Source organism: Lysinibacillus sp. FSL M8-0355 (assembly GCF_038008985.1).
Taxonomy (GTDB): Bacteria; Bacillota; Bacilli; order Bacillales_A; family Planococcaceae; genus Lysinibacillus; species Lysinibacillus fusiformis_D.
In genome coordinates this window covers 2,072,696-2,089,444 of sequence record NZ_JBBPAI010000001.1, presented here as the reverse complement: position 1 = coordinate 2,089,444, position 16,749 = coordinate 2,072,696, and the positions used below count along the sequence as shown (strand labels likewise).

General features: G+C 39.5%; 25 protein-coding genes and 1 pseudogene. 12 read left to right on the top strand and 14 right to left on the bottom strand.

From position 1 onward, the window contains the following. The first annotated feature begins 124 nt into the window (after window positions 1-124). From MKY46_RS10110 to MKY46_RS10100, 3 genes and pseudogenes are all read left to right on the top strand, one after another. A complete protein-coding gene (locus MKY46_RS10110; RefSeq protein WP_340834091.1) occupies window positions 125-997 on the top strand; it encodes a DMT family transporter in 873 nt (290 codons plus the stop codon). Between the two features lie 124 nt (window positions 998-1,121). Next, entirely contained in the window at window positions 1,122-1,319 is a 198-nt protein-coding gene (locus MKY46_RS10105) for a hypothetical protein (protein ID WP_230593826.1), read from the top strand. A gap of 38 nt (window positions 1,320-1,357) precedes the next feature. Further along, window positions 1,358-1,429, top strand: a pseudogene (locus MKY46_RS10100) (DinB family protein); the annotation flags it as partial. Between the two features lie 311 nt (window positions 1,430-1,740). Here the strand turns inward: MKY46_RS10100 and MKY46_RS10095 are convergent. From MKY46_RS10095 to MKY46_RS10075, 5 genes are all read right to left on the bottom strand, one after another. Beyond that, complete coding sequence (locus tag MKY46_RS10095) at window positions 1,741-1,950, bottom strand: hypothetical protein (RefSeq protein WP_036122695.1); 210 nt, start codon at window positions 1,948-1,950, stop codon at window positions 1,741-1,743. 25 nt (window positions 1,951-1,975) lie between these two features. Then, window positions 1,976-2,527, bottom strand: coding sequence for a DUF1697 domain-containing protein (locus tag MKY46_RS10090; RefSeq protein ID WP_036122698.1), 552 nt, complete (start codon window positions 2,525-2,527; stop codon window positions 1,976-1,978). Between the two features lie 94 nt (window positions 2,528-2,621). Next, window positions 2,622-3,659 carry a threonine aldolase family protein gene (locus MKY46_RS10085; RefSeq protein WP_340834090.1) on the bottom strand — a complete coding sequence of 346 codons (1,038 nt, stop codon included), beginning with the start codon at window positions 3,657-3,659 and terminating at the stop codon, window positions 2,622-2,624. Window positions 3,660-4,191: 532 nt separating this feature from the next. After that, the gene (locus MKY46_RS10080) at window positions 4,192-4,410 is read right to left on the bottom strand and encodes a hypothetical protein (RefSeq protein ID WP_080717073.1); all 219 of its coding nucleotides are present in this window, start codon (window positions 4,408-4,410) and stop codon (window positions 4,192-4,194) included. 185 nt (window positions 4,411-4,595) lie between these two features. After that, on the bottom strand, window positions 4,596-4,778 hold the full coding sequence (locus tag MKY46_RS10075; RefSeq protein WP_230593830.1) for a hypothetical protein: 183 nt from the start codon (window positions 4,776-4,778) through the stop codon (window positions 4,596-4,598). 430 nt (window positions 4,779-5,208) lie between these two features. On the opposite strand from MKY46_RS10075, the gene MKY46_RS10070 reads away from it, so the two are divergent. From MKY46_RS10070 to MKY46_RS10045, 6 genes are all read left to right on the top strand, one after another. Next, complete coding sequence (locus MKY46_RS10070; protein WP_036122704.1) at window positions 5,209-5,829, top strand: hypothetical protein; 621 nt, start codon at window positions 5,209-5,211, stop codon at window positions 5,827-5,829. Between the two features lie 151 nt (window positions 5,830-5,980). Then, window positions 5,981-6,688 (top strand): DNA alkylation repair protein, encoded by a 708-nt coding sequence (locus MKY46_RS10065; RefSeq protein ID WP_340834089.1) that lies wholly within the window; start codon window positions 5,981-5,983, stop codon window positions 6,686-6,688. A 105-nt stretch (window positions 6,689-6,793) separates the two neighbouring features. Then, window positions 6,794-7,021 carry a hypothetical protein gene (locus MKY46_RS10060; RefSeq protein ID WP_340834088.1) on the top strand — a complete coding sequence of 76 codons (228 nt, stop codon included), beginning with the start codon at window positions 6,794-6,796 and terminating at the stop codon, window positions 7,019-7,021. Then, window positions 6,915-7,145 carry a DUF2975 domain-containing protein gene (locus tag MKY46_RS10055; protein ID WP_340835659.1) on the top strand — a complete coding sequence of 77 codons (231 nt, stop codon included), beginning with the start codon at window positions 6,915-6,917 and terminating at the stop codon, window positions 7,143-7,145. Before MKY46_RS10060 ends, MKY46_RS10055 begins: the two co-directional genes overlap by 107 nt. Continuing rightward, window positions 7,121-7,273: a DUF2975 domain-containing protein gene (locus tag MKY46_RS10050; protein ID WP_445299951.1), complete on the top strand. Its 153-nt coding sequence runs from the start codon at window positions 7,121-7,123 to the stop codon at window positions 7,271-7,273. Before MKY46_RS10055 ends, MKY46_RS10050 begins: the two co-directional genes overlap by 25 nt. Before the next feature lie 362 nt (window positions 7,274-7,635). Beyond that, window positions 7,636-8,226, top strand: a complete 591-nt coding sequence (locus tag MKY46_RS10045) for a copper amine oxidase N-terminal domain-containing protein (protein ID WP_058843076.1) — start codon at window positions 7,636-7,638, stop codon at window positions 8,224-8,226. A 40-nt stretch (window positions 8,227-8,266) separates the two neighbouring features. On the opposite strand, the gene MKY46_RS10040 is transcribed toward MKY46_RS10045, so the two are convergent. Next, window positions 8,267-8,551 carry a hypothetical protein gene (locus MKY46_RS10040; RefSeq protein WP_036122715.1) on the bottom strand — a complete coding sequence of 95 codons (285 nt, stop codon included), beginning with the start codon at window positions 8,549-8,551 and terminating at the stop codon, window positions 8,267-8,269. Window positions 8,552-8,657: 106 nt separating this feature from the next. After that, window positions 8,658-9,434 carry an N-acetylmuramoyl-L-alanine amidase gene (locus MKY46_RS10035; RefSeq protein ID WP_036122718.1) on the bottom strand — a complete coding sequence of 259 codons (777 nt, stop codon included), beginning with the start codon at window positions 9,432-9,434 and terminating at the stop codon, window positions 8,658-8,660. A 362-nt stretch (window positions 9,435-9,796) separates the two neighbouring features. Here MKY46_RS10035 and MKY46_RS10030 point away from each other — a divergent pair, with 362 nt between their 5' ends. Next, window positions 9,797-10,285, top strand: coding sequence for an aminoglycoside phosphotransferase family protein (locus tag MKY46_RS10030; RefSeq protein ID WP_340834085.1), 489 nt, complete (start codon window positions 9,797-9,799; stop codon window positions 10,283-10,285). 321 nt (window positions 10,286-10,606) lie between these two features. On the opposite strand, the gene MKY46_RS10025 is transcribed toward MKY46_RS10030, so the two are convergent. From MKY46_RS10025 to MKY46_RS10005, 5 genes are all read right to left on the bottom strand, one after another. Continuing rightward, a complete protein-coding gene (locus tag MKY46_RS10025) occupies window positions 10,607-11,428 on the bottom strand; it encodes a DnaD domain protein (RefSeq protein ID WP_340834084.1) in 822 nt (273 codons plus the stop codon). Between the two features lie 103 nt (window positions 11,429-11,531). Next, window positions 11,532-11,951: a hypothetical protein gene (locus MKY46_RS10020; RefSeq protein WP_340834083.1), complete on the bottom strand. Its 420-nt coding sequence runs from the start codon at window positions 11,949-11,951 to the stop codon at window positions 11,532-11,534. A gap of 102 nt (window positions 11,952-12,053) precedes the next feature. Further along, on the bottom strand, window positions 12,054-12,362 hold the full coding sequence (locus MKY46_RS10015; RefSeq protein ID WP_036122729.1) for a hypothetical protein: 309 nt from the start codon (window positions 12,360-12,362) through the stop codon (window positions 12,054-12,056). A 105-nt stretch (window positions 12,363-12,467) separates the two neighbouring features. Then, on the bottom strand, window positions 12,468-12,677 hold the full coding sequence (locus MKY46_RS10010) for a hypothetical protein (protein WP_230593831.1): 210 nt from the start codon (window positions 12,675-12,677) through the stop codon (window positions 12,468-12,470). A 954-nt stretch (window positions 12,678-13,631) separates the two neighbouring features. After that, entirely contained in the window at window positions 13,632-13,916 is a 285-nt protein-coding gene (locus MKY46_RS10005) for a DUF5316 domain-containing protein (RefSeq protein WP_340834082.1), read from the bottom strand. 241 nt (window positions 13,917-14,157) lie between these two features. On the opposite strand from MKY46_RS10005, the gene MKY46_RS10000 reads away from it, so the two are divergent. Both MKY46_RS10000 and csaA read left to right on the top strand, forming a co-directional pair. Then, entirely contained in the window at window positions 14,158-14,334 is a 177-nt protein-coding gene (locus MKY46_RS10000; protein WP_036128914.1) for a hypothetical protein, read from the top strand. An 89-nt stretch (window positions 14,335-14,423) separates the two neighbouring features. After that, complete coding sequence (gene csaA, locus MKY46_RS09995) at window positions 14,424-14,756, top strand: chaperone CsaA (protein WP_340808876.1); 333 nt, start codon at window positions 14,424-14,426, stop codon at window positions 14,754-14,756. A 12-nt stretch (window positions 14,757-14,768) separates the two neighbouring features. On the opposite strand, the gene MKY46_RS09990 is transcribed toward csaA, so the two are convergent. Further along, window positions 14,769-15,653 (bottom strand): AraC family transcriptional regulator, encoded by an 885-nt coding sequence (locus MKY46_RS09990; protein WP_340834081.1) that lies wholly within the window; start codon window positions 15,651-15,653, stop codon window positions 14,769-14,771. Between the two features lie 506 nt (window positions 15,654-16,159). Beyond that, window positions 16,160-16,717 carry an isochorismatase family protein gene (locus MKY46_RS09985; RefSeq protein ID WP_271913169.1) on the bottom strand — a complete coding sequence of 186 codons (558 nt, stop codon included), beginning with the start codon at window positions 16,715-16,717 and terminating at the stop codon, window positions 16,160-16,162. Between the last annotated feature and the right edge of the window lie 32 nt (window positions 16,718-16,749).

Here is a 16,749-nt window from a genome sequence, read left to right as displayed (position 1 = left end):
TGGGATTATTATGATGTTTGCTCCATTATTTGAACAGGATGTACCAGCAATCCTTCTTCCTTAACGGTAGAAGCGCTTTTTCTCCGTTAAGGGCATAGGTATCTATGAAAACGGAGGAAAAAACATGAGAAATAAAGGTATCGGCGCCATCTTTTTATCGCTTGCTGCAAGTATTTGGGGCGCCATGTATGTAGTAGTTAAAGTAGTGGTGGAGGTTGTGCCACCATTGGAGCTTGTTTGGATTCGTTATTTGATTGCGGTGATTGCACTCGGTATTATCGGCATCGTGATGAAGCAATCTTGGACAATCGCTAAAAAAGATTGGTTGATTATTTTTCTTGTTGGTCTCATCGGAAATACGATTTCGATTGTCACGCAAAAAATGGGGACAATGCTCTCCACTGCTCAAATGGGAGCGATGATTACTGCTACAACCCCTGCTTTTATGGTTGTCTTCGCTCGTTTCATTTTACAGGAAAACATTACGATTAAAAAATGCTTGTCCATCGTCCTCGCGACCATTGGCGTTGGGATCATTGTGGGCAACGCCCAAATCGATATTACACAGCAATTAGGTGGATTCTACTTACTAATCGCTGCTTTAACGTGGGCATTCATGTCGGCATTAGTAAAAAAAGTGCCTAGCCACTACTCACAAATTGTCGTGACAACCTATTCATCTATAGTAGCTGTGATTTTGTTGACACCTTTTATCCTGCCAAGATTAAAGGATTTGGCGCTAACAACTATTTTGCAGCCAACGATTTCAGGCGGCTTGCTTTACTTAGGCATTGTTTCTACAGCGGGTGGCTTTTTATTGTGGAATAAAGGGCTTCAATTAATGAATGCGTCAAGTGGCGGCTTATTTTTCTTCTTCCAGCCCATTGTCGGCACATTTTTAGGCTGGCTCTTATTAGGAGAGACGATAGGACTGTCCTTTTGGCTAGGCTCCCTGTTCATATTGAGTGGTGTTTTTATCGTCATTCGAGATGAATAAATGGACGTGCGTTTCTATTTTATATAGAGACGCACTTTTTATGTTGACATCTAGACGCTACCTTAGCTAGTCATGTTGACAATTGCAGGCTCATATATTGCAAAAGCCTAAAGGAGCTGATACTATGATTACCTTTTTCGATAACTTAAAGGAACTCGCTTTGTTAGTCATATTAATTGCCAGTATGGTATATCGTCGACAGCTAAAATTAACGAAATGGCAAAGAACACTAACAATTGGTGAATGGACCATGTATATCATGCTTTCGATTGCCTTGCCTCTTTATGCGGTACTTTGTATTGCTTTTATTTTGGGCACATAGCAAAATAAAACATCCTATGCTATTTTGGGGAGGATTTTATGTTTCAGACAATGGACCATTTTTTACATTCTTGGACATGTGAAGCTGCTGCTACACAAAAATTGCTTGATTAGCTAACGGTTGAATCGCTTCAGCAAACCATAACATCTTTGGTCGCATTGCTTGGAGGAGATTACTGCACATCGAGTCCTATTTTTATAAAACGTTCAAGTGATGATGAAGCAGTAATTGCATAAATTGATTTAGACTTAAACATTTCTATACAGGAAATAAAGAGTTATGCTATAATACATGAGAATACTCAAAGGGTATCAACCAATTCTGAACTGTAGCGATTAACTTCGCTGCAGGTTTTTTTATATGTTGACGAGTTGAAAAAAAGAGAGCAATCATTTAAAAGAAAATGAAAGGCTCTCTTGTTTTATGTTTCTTTATCTTTTTTCTCCCATTGATAGGGCTTATTTGACCAATTCCACATGAGAATCAACAGATAGATGAAGAACATTAGACCGATCATCGTCATGACATTTTCTCCCCATGTAATCGATTCTTGTTTTCTCCATTGATTGATCGTTCTCACAATGAAATAAGCACAAGGATAGATAAAATAACTTATTTGGTCTCGTCTCAATCTTACACCTCTATTATCCGTCTTCTTACTGGTCAATCATCGTCACAAGCTTGTTCATCGTTTTCCAATTGCGCACCGTTGCAGGTATCTCCAGCTTGTGTAGCTGTTGACCCAGCTTGGCATTGCGGATGCTCTCGTAAAATAACAGATAAACGTCTCTGCCCTTGATGAGACAACGCTCTTTTTCACTTTCGTAGGCTAATAACTTCGCACCATTCACTTCAGTAGGTGCAACTGGTAGCATGGCGACATGGAGACTTTCCCCTGTAGCTGTGGTACTTGCCTCAGCCATATCTTGCTCTGAAAACGGACAATTATGGACGATTGATTGCAGTTCTTCGGCTGTTCTGATTATCACGATACTTGTGATATGGAAAACTGTTTGAATGGTTGCTTGTATTTGCTGTTGTAGGTATACCTCAGACTCACTTGATTCAAACAGGATATTGCCGCTTTGAATATATGTCCGAATATTTTGTAATCCCAGCGGTATAAGCGCTTCTCTTAATTCAGCCATTTTCAATTTATTGTGTCCACCTACATTAATGCCTCTTAAAAATGCTATATATTTCGTCATGCCATTCCACCTCTCCTTTCATCCTCTAGTATAGCAACCTCTAGGGAATAATAGGAAAAAACTGCACCCTTTTATTCCAGGTGCAGTTCAATGATTAGGCTAATTGGTGAATGTCCTCTATCAAGCGATCTACTTGTTCCTTTTTTGTGGCCCAGCTTGTGCAAAAGCGCACAACGGTATGGTTGTCATCAAAGGTTTCCCAAGTAGAGAAGGAATATTTCTCAGCCAAAGCCGTCAGCATGTCGTTTGGTAAAATCGGAAACTGCTGATTGGTTTTCGAATCATAGCGCAATGCAAAGCCTTTGTTGATAAACGCCTGTCGAATTAGCATCGCCATGTCTACAGCATGATGAGAAATAGCCATATAAAGGTCTTCTTCAAATAGGGTTTCAAACTGAATGCCTAATAAACGTCCCTTAGCAAGCAGCCCTCCTCTTTGCTTCATCATGTAGCGAAAATCCCTTTGATACGCAGGATTCACTATTACGACCGCTTCGCCAAATAATGCGCCCATTTTCGTGCCACCAATATAAAAAACATCACAAAGCTTCGCAATCTCTGCTAAGGATAAATCGCTATCTTGCGCTACAAGCCCGTATCCTAGTCGCGCCCCATCTAAAAATAGCGGTAAGCCACATTCTCGACAAACTTCACTTAAAGCCGTTAATTCCGCCTTGCTATACGTCGTGCCATTTTCTGTAGGATGAGATATGTACACTAAGCCCGGCTGCACCATATGCTCATGCGTGCTATCCTGCCAATGAGCATCATAGCATGCTTTCACCTGTGCCGCCGTTATTTTGCCATCCTCGCTCGGCAATGTCAGCACTTTATGACCAGTGGCTTCAATTGCACCTGTTTCATGCACCGCAATATGTCCCGTATGTGCGGCAATGACTCCCTGATGAGGACGCAAAATAGACGAGATAACAATTGTATTCGTTTGCGTACCACCGACTAAAAAGTGAATATCTGCTTGTTCTGCTGCAATCGCTTTTTTAATATAAGCTCTAGCTGTTTCCGAATGCTCATCCATACCATAGCCAGGTGTTTGCTCCTCATTTGTCGTCACTAATCGTTGCAAAATCTGTGGATGTGCGCCTTCTGCATAATCATTTTCGAATCGTATCATATTGAGTCCCTCCAAAATTCTCTCTATCTATTACTCTATCTTACGCCATATTGCCCCATCTTCGCCATTTGTTTGTTCTTATGATAGGGTGATGCTTCTCATTGTGGTGTCCCTTTGTTCGACCCAAATGAATCGTCATTTTATCAGCATTCACCGATGATTCTGCACAACTAATAGAGATTGTAGAAACAAATGCTCCGAATATTGATTATTTACTGGCTCCTCTATCATTCATACCGCGTCCTGTGTAAACATCAAGTACTCCTTTAGTACTATCGCTCCGAGTGTCAATTTGGCTAACTAGATGATTGATGCAGAAACAAGACATTTAAGATAACCTTACATATGAATAAAGCTGGAGACCAGTTTACTACCGGTTTCCAGCTTTTTCGTGGTGGATGCTTATGCTCCGATTTTGAGATGCTTCCTGACAATTCGGTTATTTTATAACACGCTTTTGGCTGCGTTTTCTTGTGATTTTGCCTTTGAGCGGAATTACAAGGAAATATAGCAAATTATCTAAACCATTCGTTCATTCTCCTGATGAGCCACATGAGGAATCGCTAGTGGATGCGCTATAATCAGCACAATGATGGCTTTCCTGTGAGGAAATCTGTGCATCATTTGTTAGAAAATCGTTTGTTGGGTGACTATGGTGTGATTGCTCGCTCGATTTATTGTACGGTTGATTGAGCATACTGACTATACCGACGACAACGATGATCCCAATAAACAAGATAAATAAAGTCATTTATATCAACTCCTCTCAACCATTTTATATATTATACCATTTATTGTTATTGTTTACAGTATACTATGGATTGTTTCTGGATTTCTTTTATTGCTAATGTGTTTTGTAGAAAGGTGGCATTGGTCTAGTGGACGTGAAATGAAAGATAAAATAACACCACAATCACGATGATTGTGGTGTCAGTATTATGATTGCGATTTACGTGTTGCAGATTTTTTCGAGCGAGTACCTTCGTTCGAATTTTTCTTTTGCTCTTGTGTTAAAGCATTTTCTTCACGCACATCTAAATCATCTGGACTTAAATCTGTCGCTAATTCTGCCAACTCTGACTGACGTTTATATTGCTTGCCCTTCGACAAAATGATCACCTCCAAGTAGTCTTACATTGCCCTATTTGGTTTGATCTATTCCCAGTACAGTATGAAATGATTATTTCTAGCTAAACTAATTTCACTGTCTGCTGGTTCAAAAGATGGTCATACAGTTGCTCATATAATTTATGGTAGGTCGCAAGGCTATGCTGCTTGGTATAGCACAATTAAGAATCCATGCGGTTTGCTTAAATTGACTATTCCTTTCATGTTCTTCAATGAGCATCGATAGAAGGTGTTCTTGGCGGTACATTTCTTTTATAGAATGTTGTTTTTTCATTGTAAAGATGTCAATTGTACGAGAAAGCGATGCCTAGTAAAATTCTTTTCATTGATAACTTTTAACACGCCAGAAAATCATATACAGTCCCCCTTTCCAATATAATCTATAACATGTCATTGATAAGGAAAGAAGGGCGATGGAATAATGACGATTATCACAAAGCCATCCATTGGCTTAACCCAATTTACAGACTTCACGATGAAGGGAAGTACAGCCAAGACGAAGTTTGTGAAAGATATTAAATATCAGGGAGATTATCATCCAATTAAAGATTATTGGAAGGCATTACGCGATGGTTTAAAAAAATACCATGAACAGGGTTTGCCTGACGATTATTTACTCGATATTATTGATAATGCCCTCCCTGCACGGCAAAAAAATTATCAGGATGTCGTAAAAGCCTATTTAAAATTTTTAAAAAATAAAAATGTTCAATGGTTTGCACCAGGTAAGGCTAATTGGTATAGTGATGCATTAACGGTGCGTTCCAATCCTGAACTTGGTTTAATCATCGACGATATCCCCTACTTGATTAAGCTGTATTTCAAAGGTAAAAATGAGCGCATTGATAAATATAAATGCCAATCTGCCTTAACCCTCCTGAAAAACTCTCACTACGAAATAGAACACCCTGACACTATTAAACATGCCATTTTAAACGTGCAAAAAGGTCGCCTGCTGACTGAAGATCAATCGACGGACGATCATCGAATTGCGCTGGAATCCGATGCAGCCCAATTTATGTTTATATGGAATAGGCTCTAACCTCTTCAACCAAGCTAAATCTCCCAAAAGGCATTCATCTAACATAAAATCATTATTATTAGGCGATTTTATCTGTATCCTCCATGACAAATGAGTGTTTGTTATAGGATAATGGGCTTGTGTCTATTAAAGGTAAAGGAAGTGCTACTGGATGAATGCAGAAATGGTGATGCAGGAGCTAGAGGCTCTAGGCAAGGAACGGACGAAAAAAATGTATCTGTCAAATGGTGCACAGGAGCCACTGTTTGGTGTGGCAACAGGAGCTATGAAGCCTATTGCGAAGAAAATCAAAATCAATCAAGCTCTAGCAGAAGAACTTTATGCTACAGGTAACTATGATGCGATGTATTTTGCAGGCGTTATTGCTGATCCCAAAGCAATGACTGTGGAAGATTTTGATCGTTGGATGGATGCGGCTTATTTTTATATGCTGTCTGATTATGTTGTAGCGGTCACGTTAGCGGAAGCCCCTATTGCACAGGAGGTGGCGGATGCATGGATTGCCAGCGGTGAGGAGCTAAGAATGTCAGCGGGCTGGAGCTGCTATTGCTGGCTTTTAGGAAATCGCAAGGATAGCGAATTTTCTATGAGCAAATTAGCCAACATGCTGGGAGTGGTAAAAAATACAATTCATGATGCACCAGCACGCACGAAATCTGCGATGAATAATTTTCTATACACAGTGGCCATTTCCTATGTACCACTTCATGAGCAAGCCATTGAAACGGCACAGGCAATTGGTCCAGTGGAAATGAAAAGAGACAACAAAAAAAACACTACGCTAAATGCTTATGAAACGATTCAAAAGGAAGTAGAGCGAGGCAGACTTGGTTTTAAACGAAAATATGTAAGATGTTAAACACCGTGTCTAATAAGACATCCCTCCCACAAGGACGGATGTCTTTTTTAGATAAAAAACAATGAATTTTAAAATCAAGGTACCGTAACCAGTGAGGTGCTTTGAATGAAACAGAAACAAAGGGCAACCATTTTCTTAAAAATTGTCACTATTCTGCTAGGTATGCCTGCTTTAGCTTTAGGGCTATGTTGGTTACTTGACATGGCTAATCGAGACGCAGTAGCACATCTCGAATCTGCTTATTTGTCCTATCTTTTGTGTCTCTCTATGTGTTCCCTACTACATTGCGTTATATCAAGCTTATCGTCTCTTAATCAACATCGACCAGCATAAAGCGTTCTCGGCATCGTCTGTAAAGGCTTTGAGAACTATCAAATATTGTGCATTCACGATTGTTCTCTTTCTTGCACTGGCATTGCAGCATCTATCATCATGTTTACTGACAAGGAAGACATAACTAGCATTATGATGCTGGCACTCATTTGCATCTTTACCTCAAGCAGCATTGCGATGTTTGCAGCTATTCTGCATCAACTATTACCAATAACCGTTGAGCTACAATACGAAAATGAATTAACGGTCTAATCTATTACGACTCGACATAATCGCTTACGCTGCATCCACATTTTTTCGAGTTGCTCGAAAACCAGTGCCATCCGTCAAGGGCACAGGATATTGGTTTGCCATAAGACATGGGTTTCAACACCCGCTGAAGCAAAATAAATTGGCACTAACAACTTTTAATTGTTAGTGCCAATTTATCGCCTATACATGTCCTACTACTTCCGCTGTTTCGAAAATTCTTCGTAAAAGGGCTTCATTTTATACGCCACATGCCTACTGCTCTAGTTCCCTCCAACTTTTACAACTATTTTACTATAAAAACATATCAAAATTTACTTTTTAACAGTATAATAATTACATATTTCAATAATAGGAGGGTATTTATGAAGAAATTGGTTTTATTAATGGCGATGTTTACATTATTTCTCGCTACAGCCTCTATTGCGGAAGCGCATCCTGGGCGTTTAGATGGCAATGGTGGGCATAATTGCTCGGACAAGTCCAAAGCGAAAGGGCTTTGTTCAGGCTACCATTATCATAATGGAGGGTCCTCCTCAGGTGGTCAAAGCCAATCTACACCGACACCAAAAGCAACTACAGCCCCAGTGTTGACAAAAGTTGCTGTCTATTTAAATAATGTAAAGCAACATTACACGCCTGGCGCTTATATGAAAAATGGCACAACATTAGTGCCGATGAAGGCCATTTTTGAATCACTTGGAGCAACTGTTGCTTATGAAAGTGCAACGAAAAAAGTAACGGCAACAAAGGGCAGTAAAAAAATTGTGCTTGGTGTGGGGAATAAAATGGCTTATGTTGATGCAAATGGTACTACATCCACTATCGCCCTCAGCCATCCAGCTGAAATTTATCAAGGAACAACGATGGTTCCTCTAAGATTTGTCAGTCAAGCACTTGGTGCAAATGTAACATTTGATGAGGCAGCATTGATTGTTTATATCTCGACCAATTAATAGATAGGCTTTACAGCAGCATTCCTCAGGATGCTGTTTTTTATTGTTGCTTAAAGTCAAAGTCGTACTTCTTATTAATTTTCCCAGCAATGGTTTCTAAAAATGATGCCACTGTCATATTCTCGACTTCATTTGTATACCATGCTAGTTTCGCACCATAGTTCTTTTTATTATAATTCACTTCTAAAGGCCAGAAATTTTCCGTTTTATAAGTATAATCAAACTTCACATATAATTGTTTCCCCTCTGGACATTCCATTATCACCTTGTACAATGGTTTTTTTCTTTCTTGCTCGAATTTCACTTTTTTTATTTTCGTTAACATCAAAACCCCTCCTCTCTTCTACTACATTCGACAAAACTTTGAAAAAACCTTTATTTAATGAAAAAGGATAAAGCTCGCTTTTGCATGCAAGCTCTATCCTCCCCAGTTAATTCGCTATAAATTTATCGTAATAACGTTTAAGCATTGTCGCCATTTGTTCCCGTGTGAGAGCGCCTGCCGGATTCATGTTCTGACTGCCATCGCCTCGGATAATTCCTTCGTTAACGGCCCATTCCCATGCCTCTTTATGAGATGCTCCTACTTCCCTGCTTGCTTGTAGGCTAGCTTTTTCAGCTAATAAGCTTTTTAACATCGCAATTTCTTGTTTCAGCTCATTATATTGTGACACTGTTAATCCCTCCTCAAGTCCATTTTTAATATCTAGCTGGAACTGTGCTTCTGAAATCCCCATACTTTTTAAATAGGCAAAAGGATCTTTGTGTGTGGTACCTCCTAGATTTTCCGTAATCCATCGATGTGACTTAATGCCGTTACCATTGCCATCTAAAACAGTTGGGACTCCTGCCTCTATGGCAAGCTTACGTAACAGCCAAATATACGCTGCATAATCCTTTTTAAACTGTTCCTTATTAGCTGTCCGTGCCAGCTCCACCTGGGCATAGCTATATGGATTTCCTTTTGGACCACAGCCATATTGCACACGATTCACGGGGGCTACTTGTACGATTCGTCCACCACCGCCTACCCAGTGGGATACAAAAGCATTCGCTTTATTTCTATTCATATAGGCAATCTCGTTTTCCAATGCGTTTGGACCAGTATTGCTGCTATTACCTGATTCATGCGCCACCACATATTTTATAGCCGTGAGCGCTTGATTCGGTAACCCTGACATGATCTGTTTTTCAATAACATAACTCATACTACACCACCCTTTCCTATCATTTTTTCGTGAATGACAGCTATGTTATCCATTTCTACTATTTGTGATGTTCAGGGAAAAACGATAATTAATCAGAGGTATTCCTTACGGGGCTTAACAGGTTCTTTTCTTGCATACGACTATTGCTATCATTTCACCTCTCTTTCTGAGTGTGAATGATACAAAGACATTCACTTATAGTTAATAAATGCTCCCATACCAGTGATTTCTAGTTAATTGTGCTCTTTTACTATTTTTTATATATGATTTTTTTACCCCTTCCTACTATCCAAGACATTGACAAAGATTGCTTCCTATAGTATTTTGTATCTTCTAAAATATTGAAAGTGAGGGGATGACATGTGCGTATAGTAGATATATTTCAGCCATTACCAAGCTTAGATGGTTTTACGCAAATAACCAAAGTCCTCAAAGGCTATTCTCCTGATACTAAGTATCTCGTAACTGTGGGAGAAACGCGCTTTTTTGTACGATTAGCAGATGTAGCGCATCGTGAAAAACGCAAAAATGAATTTATGTTGCTACAGGAATTAGAAAAACAGGGTGTAAAAACACATAAAGCGATTGACTATAAGGTGCTGCAAGAAGCCCATTTAACCGCAACGGTCGTTCGTTTTTTAGAAGGAATACCCGCGGATGATGTCATCCAGCAATTCACTGACTTTGAGCAATTCCATCTCGGTCTTGCTGCTGGGCAACAATTGAGAAAAATCCATCAAGTGAGTGCTCCGCCAATGCTCAATTGGGAGGCGACACAGCGCAAGAAATTCTCTGCTTATTGGAAGGCATACCAGCAAGGTTCCTATCACATACCACAGGAAGCAAAATGATGAAGCTTTATTGAGGCGCATCTGCCACTGCTAAAACATCGACCTGTGACCCTTCTCATGACTTTTATAATCTTGCCTTATTTAGTAGCGTCACAGCATCCCCTACTGCATCGGGCAAATCAATGGCTATTTTTCGGCTACTCCAGACGATACATTTTGGCAGCTTTATGCCTTATATGCGGCAATGATGGTCTTTTCAACCATTGTTTGGACACGCCAATATGACCCACGTTCTTTTGACGATGCGTTGGCAAGAATTCACTTGATATTACAGGATCATGATGACTTTTCATTAACCAAGCCTTTATGGTATTCGGACGATTATACGCTCTCTAATAATGCTAATATTTTTTGACGTTCCGCTGCAAAATCCATTGTTGGCTGTTGATTACATAGTACTTCCTCTTCATGACGCTGATGAAACCACTTCGGAATGATTTCTTGACGTCTATTAACTTGCTGCTGTGCCATCTGTTGCTTGCGTGCCTGAAATCGCTGCTGCTCAATGGCTATATCTTCCATGCTTTTTATTTTTTTGCTGTACCAATTTTGCAAGATCTTTTCTACATACCGCCAGCGTAATACATTGTGTTCCACTGCTAGCTTCATCGCATGTATAACCATTTCCTCCGTAAAAATAGCGAGCCAATGACGAATTCTCTCACCAATATGGGCAGTTTGTGCACCAAAGCCTTGTTGCTCGTAAAAGTGATAGACAGAGGGTGCAGACTGTTTATCATCATCTATATTTTTTAGTAATTTATTATTTAGTAATTCATTATTTAGTAGTGTGGGCTTTTCCGTTTGTGGTGCTACCGTTGACGAATTTCCCGTTGACGGCATGGCAGCAAGTGCTGGAGCTTCATATACGAGAAACTCCACCTTACGGAACTTACCATCTTTTGTTCTCTCTTGAATTTTTTGAAGATAACCCGTCTGTATCAGTTCATCTACAATTCGTGCAGTCGCTTCTCGTCCACATTTACTGCGGGTTGCTAAATCAGCAAGACTAAAAGACCAATCATCTGGTAAGGACAGCATATAAGCAAACAGCCCCTTCGCCTTCCAGCTTAATTGATCATCATTTAAAAATCCCTTATCCAAGACAACGAAATTCTCCTTTTTGGCTACTCTATAAATCATTATGATCCCCTCTTTCTGTCAAATTCCCTTTCTTATTATATAAAGGGGATTTTTCGAAAAAGGGACATAAAAAAAGAACATGCCACAACAGCATGTCCGAATTTTATTGATAAAGCTCTTGATAAACGATTACTTTTAACGCAGCAAGCTCTTCATCCGACAATTTTCCTTCAACCATTTGCAGGGCCTCCTCTTGTGTCATCGAGCCATTTTGTAATTTCACACGAATGTCGTTCAGATCCGTGATCCCCACTTTTTGAATTAATACTTTAGTCGCCTCTTCTTTTGTCGTAAACGGCAATGTACTGCTGTCAACCGTTTTTGCTTCCTCCATATAGGCTTTCAATTGAGGGTCATTTTCAATGGTATTTTTGATTTCTTCCTTTTGTCCGCTGCTTTCTAATTCCGTTGACAACGTATCTACGATTTTTTCAGAGGCAAATTTTGTGCCGAAATGTAACACACCATACCCAGCTACGCCAAGGAAAATAATCATCACTACTAGAAATTTAATGAATCTCAAATTCTCACTCCTTTACTCACGTTCATCATACTATATGGAGCAGGTCGTTGAGAAATAATTCTCCCTAGAAATTATGTAAAAAAACCCCATCAATCGATGAGGTTACTTCACATATTTCAAATACTTTCGCACAAATTCCACAATGTACAGAACTTCCTCCTCTGTCATCGTCAGAAGCTTACAAACACGTTGAAGCCTAGCAGGTGATGTTATTTGCTGGCGAACTTGATGGATATACATATATTTACATTTGCGTGGATTTACTTTATCTCGTATTTGCTTGTAGCGAAGATAAGCATAACGTGCAAAGGCATTGAGCATCTCCCGCTCCTGCTCATCACGCTCTTTCTTTCTGGCAGCCTCATCAATGATGTCCGTGTCAAATGTCCGTGTACCATCTGTTAATTGCATAGTACCACCTCTCTATTACAAATGTACTCATCCACTATTAAATGCAATAAAACGTGTCACACCTAGGGTAGATGTGACACGTTTTATGAATTTTATATGTACCGATTATTGAGAGCGCTTCCTTCTTTGATCTCGCTTCTTCAACATATAGCGCGTGATCCCAAGTGTGATTACAATTTCATTAATTAACAGGAATTGAAAACCATTTGCATGTGCATTGCGCCAATCATAAATACCCCAAATAATTAGTGTCAAAAGAACAACAGCAAGTGTGTATCTAGAAGCTTCTGGGTAATAATCTTTTTCTTCATCCATAGCACGCGACATCCTTTCTATTAGAGGTGAATAGATTCTTATTTTGATGGATAGAACTCTTTTTTCGAGCGATAGAACTACTCTGGTTGGAGCGTTCATCTAGATTGATGGATAGAATTCTAAATGTGGTGGATAAAACGCATATATTAATCGATAGAATACTTATTTTGATTGATAAAACTCTTTTTTCGATTGATAGAACTGCTCTGGTTGGATTGTTCATCTAAAATTGATGGATAGAACTCTAAATGTGGTGGATAAAACGCATATATTGAGCGATAGAAACCTTTTTTTGATTGATAAAACTTCTATGATTGGATTGTTCATCTAGTTTGATGGATAGAATTCAACATGTGGTGGATAGAACACATAAATCAATCGATAGAAACCTTTTTTTGAACGATAGAACTACTCTAAAGTGGAGCGTTCATCCAAACTGATGGATAGAACTCAACATGTGGTGGATAAAACGCATATATTGAGCGATAGAAACCTTTATTTGAGCGATAGAACTACTCTAGGTGGAGCATTCATCCAAATTGATGGATAGAACTCTAAATGTGGTGGATAAAACGCATATATTGAGCGATAGAATACTTATTTTGATTGATAAAACTCTTTTTTCGAGCGATAGAACTGCTCTAAATGGAGCGTTCATCTAGATTGATGGATAGAACTTAAAATGTAGTGGATAAAATGCATAAATTGATCGATAAAACGCTTTTTTTGATTGATAGAACTACTCTAAGTGAAGTGTTCATCTAATTTGGTGGATAGAACTTAAAATGTAGTGGATAAAATGCATAAATTGATCGATAAAACGCTTTTTTGATTGATAGAACTACTCTAAGTGAAGTGTTCATCTAATCTGGTGTATAGAGCATGTTGATCGAACCACTATTTTGAGCGATAGAACTACTTTGAATGGAGTGTTCGTTCAGATTGATGGATGCTTCAGAGATAATAGGCGAAGATGGCTACAATAATGTTGGGTAAGGCTAATAGTGACGCGTTAGTCATCATGCGATTGCGTTCGTTTCTAGCTTCTTTTGTTTCTGTAGCGAGATTGGCTCGTATTCTATCTCCGCTCGCTATTGCTCCTGACGTTACTATCGAGACAAAGATGAAAATTCCGCCTAGTATCCCTGAGAGCAAATGCGCTTGCTCGGTACCCCATATGAAGATGGAACATACAACACCTAGAATCGATAATATCGTGCCAATGCCTACATACTTCATTTTCAGCCCCCCTTATTTTATTATACGGCTAATGTCTCCTATTTGTTTCAATAATTTCAAAAATTACATACATTATGTAAATGAGAGTGGCCATTCTATTACGTTTTTTTTGCAGGAGGCTTTCTTCCTTTAGTACAAAAATACGCTATTTGATTGATGCTTAGTATAGTATGATCGCCAAACGTTCATAGTAAGTATGGTGTGAAATTCACACCGAATCATACGACGGAGGGATCAATTTATGAATGGAATTCGTGAAGGTTTAATCCCTACTATCCTAGGGTCGGCTGTTACTGCTGCTGGATATGCCATGAAGCAAAAGCATGGCTCTAACAAAATGGTGGCCAATACCCTCTTTGGTTTTGGGCTAGCACACATTGTGTTAGGAGCTATTGACCTGGTAGAGCATCGTCGTTAATGAGAGAAGAGCGCTGCATGTGCTCTTCTTTTTTTGAATATTTTTCTATTCAATGATAGCATTGTCATAAAAGAAGAAGGAGTATGATTATGGCTACCATTGAAGATTTTATAGCACTTGATATACGAATTGGCACGGTTTTAGAGGCAGAGGAATTGCCAAAAGCGCGTGTTCCTGCGATTAAAATGACCATTGATTTTGGTGAAGAACTTGGCATTAAACAGTCTTCTGCACAAATTACCAAGCGTTATACACCGGCGCAAATGATTGGGAAGCAAGTAGTGGCAATTGTTAATTTTCCTCCCCGCCGTGTGGCTGGTTTTAAGTCTGAGGTATTAGTTATTGGTGGAGTGCCTGTAGAGGGCGATGTGATCCTGTTAACACCTGATCAGCAGGTACCAAATGGCACAAAAATACAGTAAAGAGCCTTTGCATTACGCAAAAGGCTCCTTTTTATAAATGGGGATCCATATTTCACTTGTAAATGTTGGGGAGGAGAAATCGGTGCTTGCATGGCGTACGATTTCAGGGCCAGCTACTTGCTCATAGCCAGATGATGGGAACCATTCGGCATAGATGCGGCCCCACATTTCCTGTAGTGTTTGCGGGAATGGTCCGACCGCTTCAAATACGGCCCACGTACACGCAGGTACATCCAACTCAGTAAAGTGGTGGGTACCTTTTTCTGTTGTGGCTACTCCAATATAATGGTCGAGTTCTCCCTTTTCTTCCATTCTCCCTTCTGAAAAGTTGGTGGAGGCTTGGATTATCCCCTTTGGTTCGATATTGGACAGCTTTTTCAGTTGCTCAATGTCCGCCATTGTCAAAGAGCGAGCCAGCTCTGTTATTGCTTGATTTTCTCCTTGAAAAACAATGGGTACTCTTTTCATGAGTCCGATAATGTGAAATGCTTCTTTTTGCTCGAGTCGGTAATTCATTTCACTACCTCCTTTAATAGTAAGTTGGAAGGTCATCCGGGGAAAAGCTTTTAAGATTTGGCCACTTTGCCTCGCCTCGGATGGTGTGATGCCGTGCATTTGCTGAAAGGCTCTTGTAAAAGCATCTGCGGAGCGATAGCCATAACAAATGGCAATATCAAGGACTCTCCTAGAGGAATGCGACAGTTCTAGAGCGGCAAGTGTCAACCGCCTACGACGAATATACTCGGACAACGATACCCCTGCTAGAAAGGAAAACATTCGTTTAAAATGATAGTCCGAGCAATAAGCTATTCTTGCAGCCTCTTTTAAGTCTATTTCTTCTGTTAGATGAGCTTCAATATAAGCTACTGCCTCATTTAATCTTGTTAAAGAATCCATATCCATCACCTTCCTTATCACTACCTTAACAGGCATAACAATACGACATCCGACAATTGATGCACCATTTAGTCGCCTTTCAAAAAATAATCTATCGAACAGGCAAATAACTAACTTTCGAAGCTATTTTCTCATATATATAATAGTGTAAAGCTAATTTTTTAGCCTTACACCTCCTGACTTGATACTTAGGGTCACTGCTCGCACGGTGGCCCTATCCATTATGACCAGCAATAGCTTACATGTCAATATTTGTAAAACACCCTTATAAATAGAAGAACTCATGATGCAATGTAATTTTTAAATTTTCTGTATATTCCATTTACTACTATTATTAAATATAGCCAAGCGATCCTTTTTCAAGCATACTATGCGCTTTATTTAAGGGGGGCTTTGAATATTCAGGAGCTATGTTTGATACGTTTTAGCATCGTATGTACTGTAGTAGGATGATTTTCAATCCTAATATGAAATGACCAAGAACCTAGATTCTTGGTCATTTTTTGTTAGCGATAATTATTATGTGTTGGTTTAAATAGTGCTTCATCGGCGTTGCGCACAAGTGAGAAATGATCCACATTGTAATGGCCATGTAAAATGTCGTTATGATGTGCAATAATAGCTTCTGGTGATAAACAGTCGGAGCCGTTAGTGGAATGACCTTCTGCCACTAATGTGACATCAAAGCCATGAACGGTTGCTGTTTTTACTGCTGTATCCACACAATGCTCGGTTTTACAGCCCATCATCACTAAATGTTTAATGTCATGGGTCTGTAAATAGTCCAGTAAGCCTGTTTTGTAAAAAGCATTCGTTGCCAGTTTATCAAAGAAGACAGCTGTCGTTGGAACTTGGATCGCTGGATGTACTTGAAAGCCTTCCCCTTCGCCACCTGCCACATCTTGGTCACGAACAAAAATAATATGTGCCTGGGCTTCCGCGGCCTTCTGGATGACGGCATTGATTGTCTCCAGTAATTCGTTTTTCTGATAGACGGCTTGTTCATCCTGATTACCCTCGATTAGTTCTTGCTGTGCATCAATCACCACTAGTGCTTGCTTCAAAAGCATCTCTCCCTTATTGTTTGCTAACAACA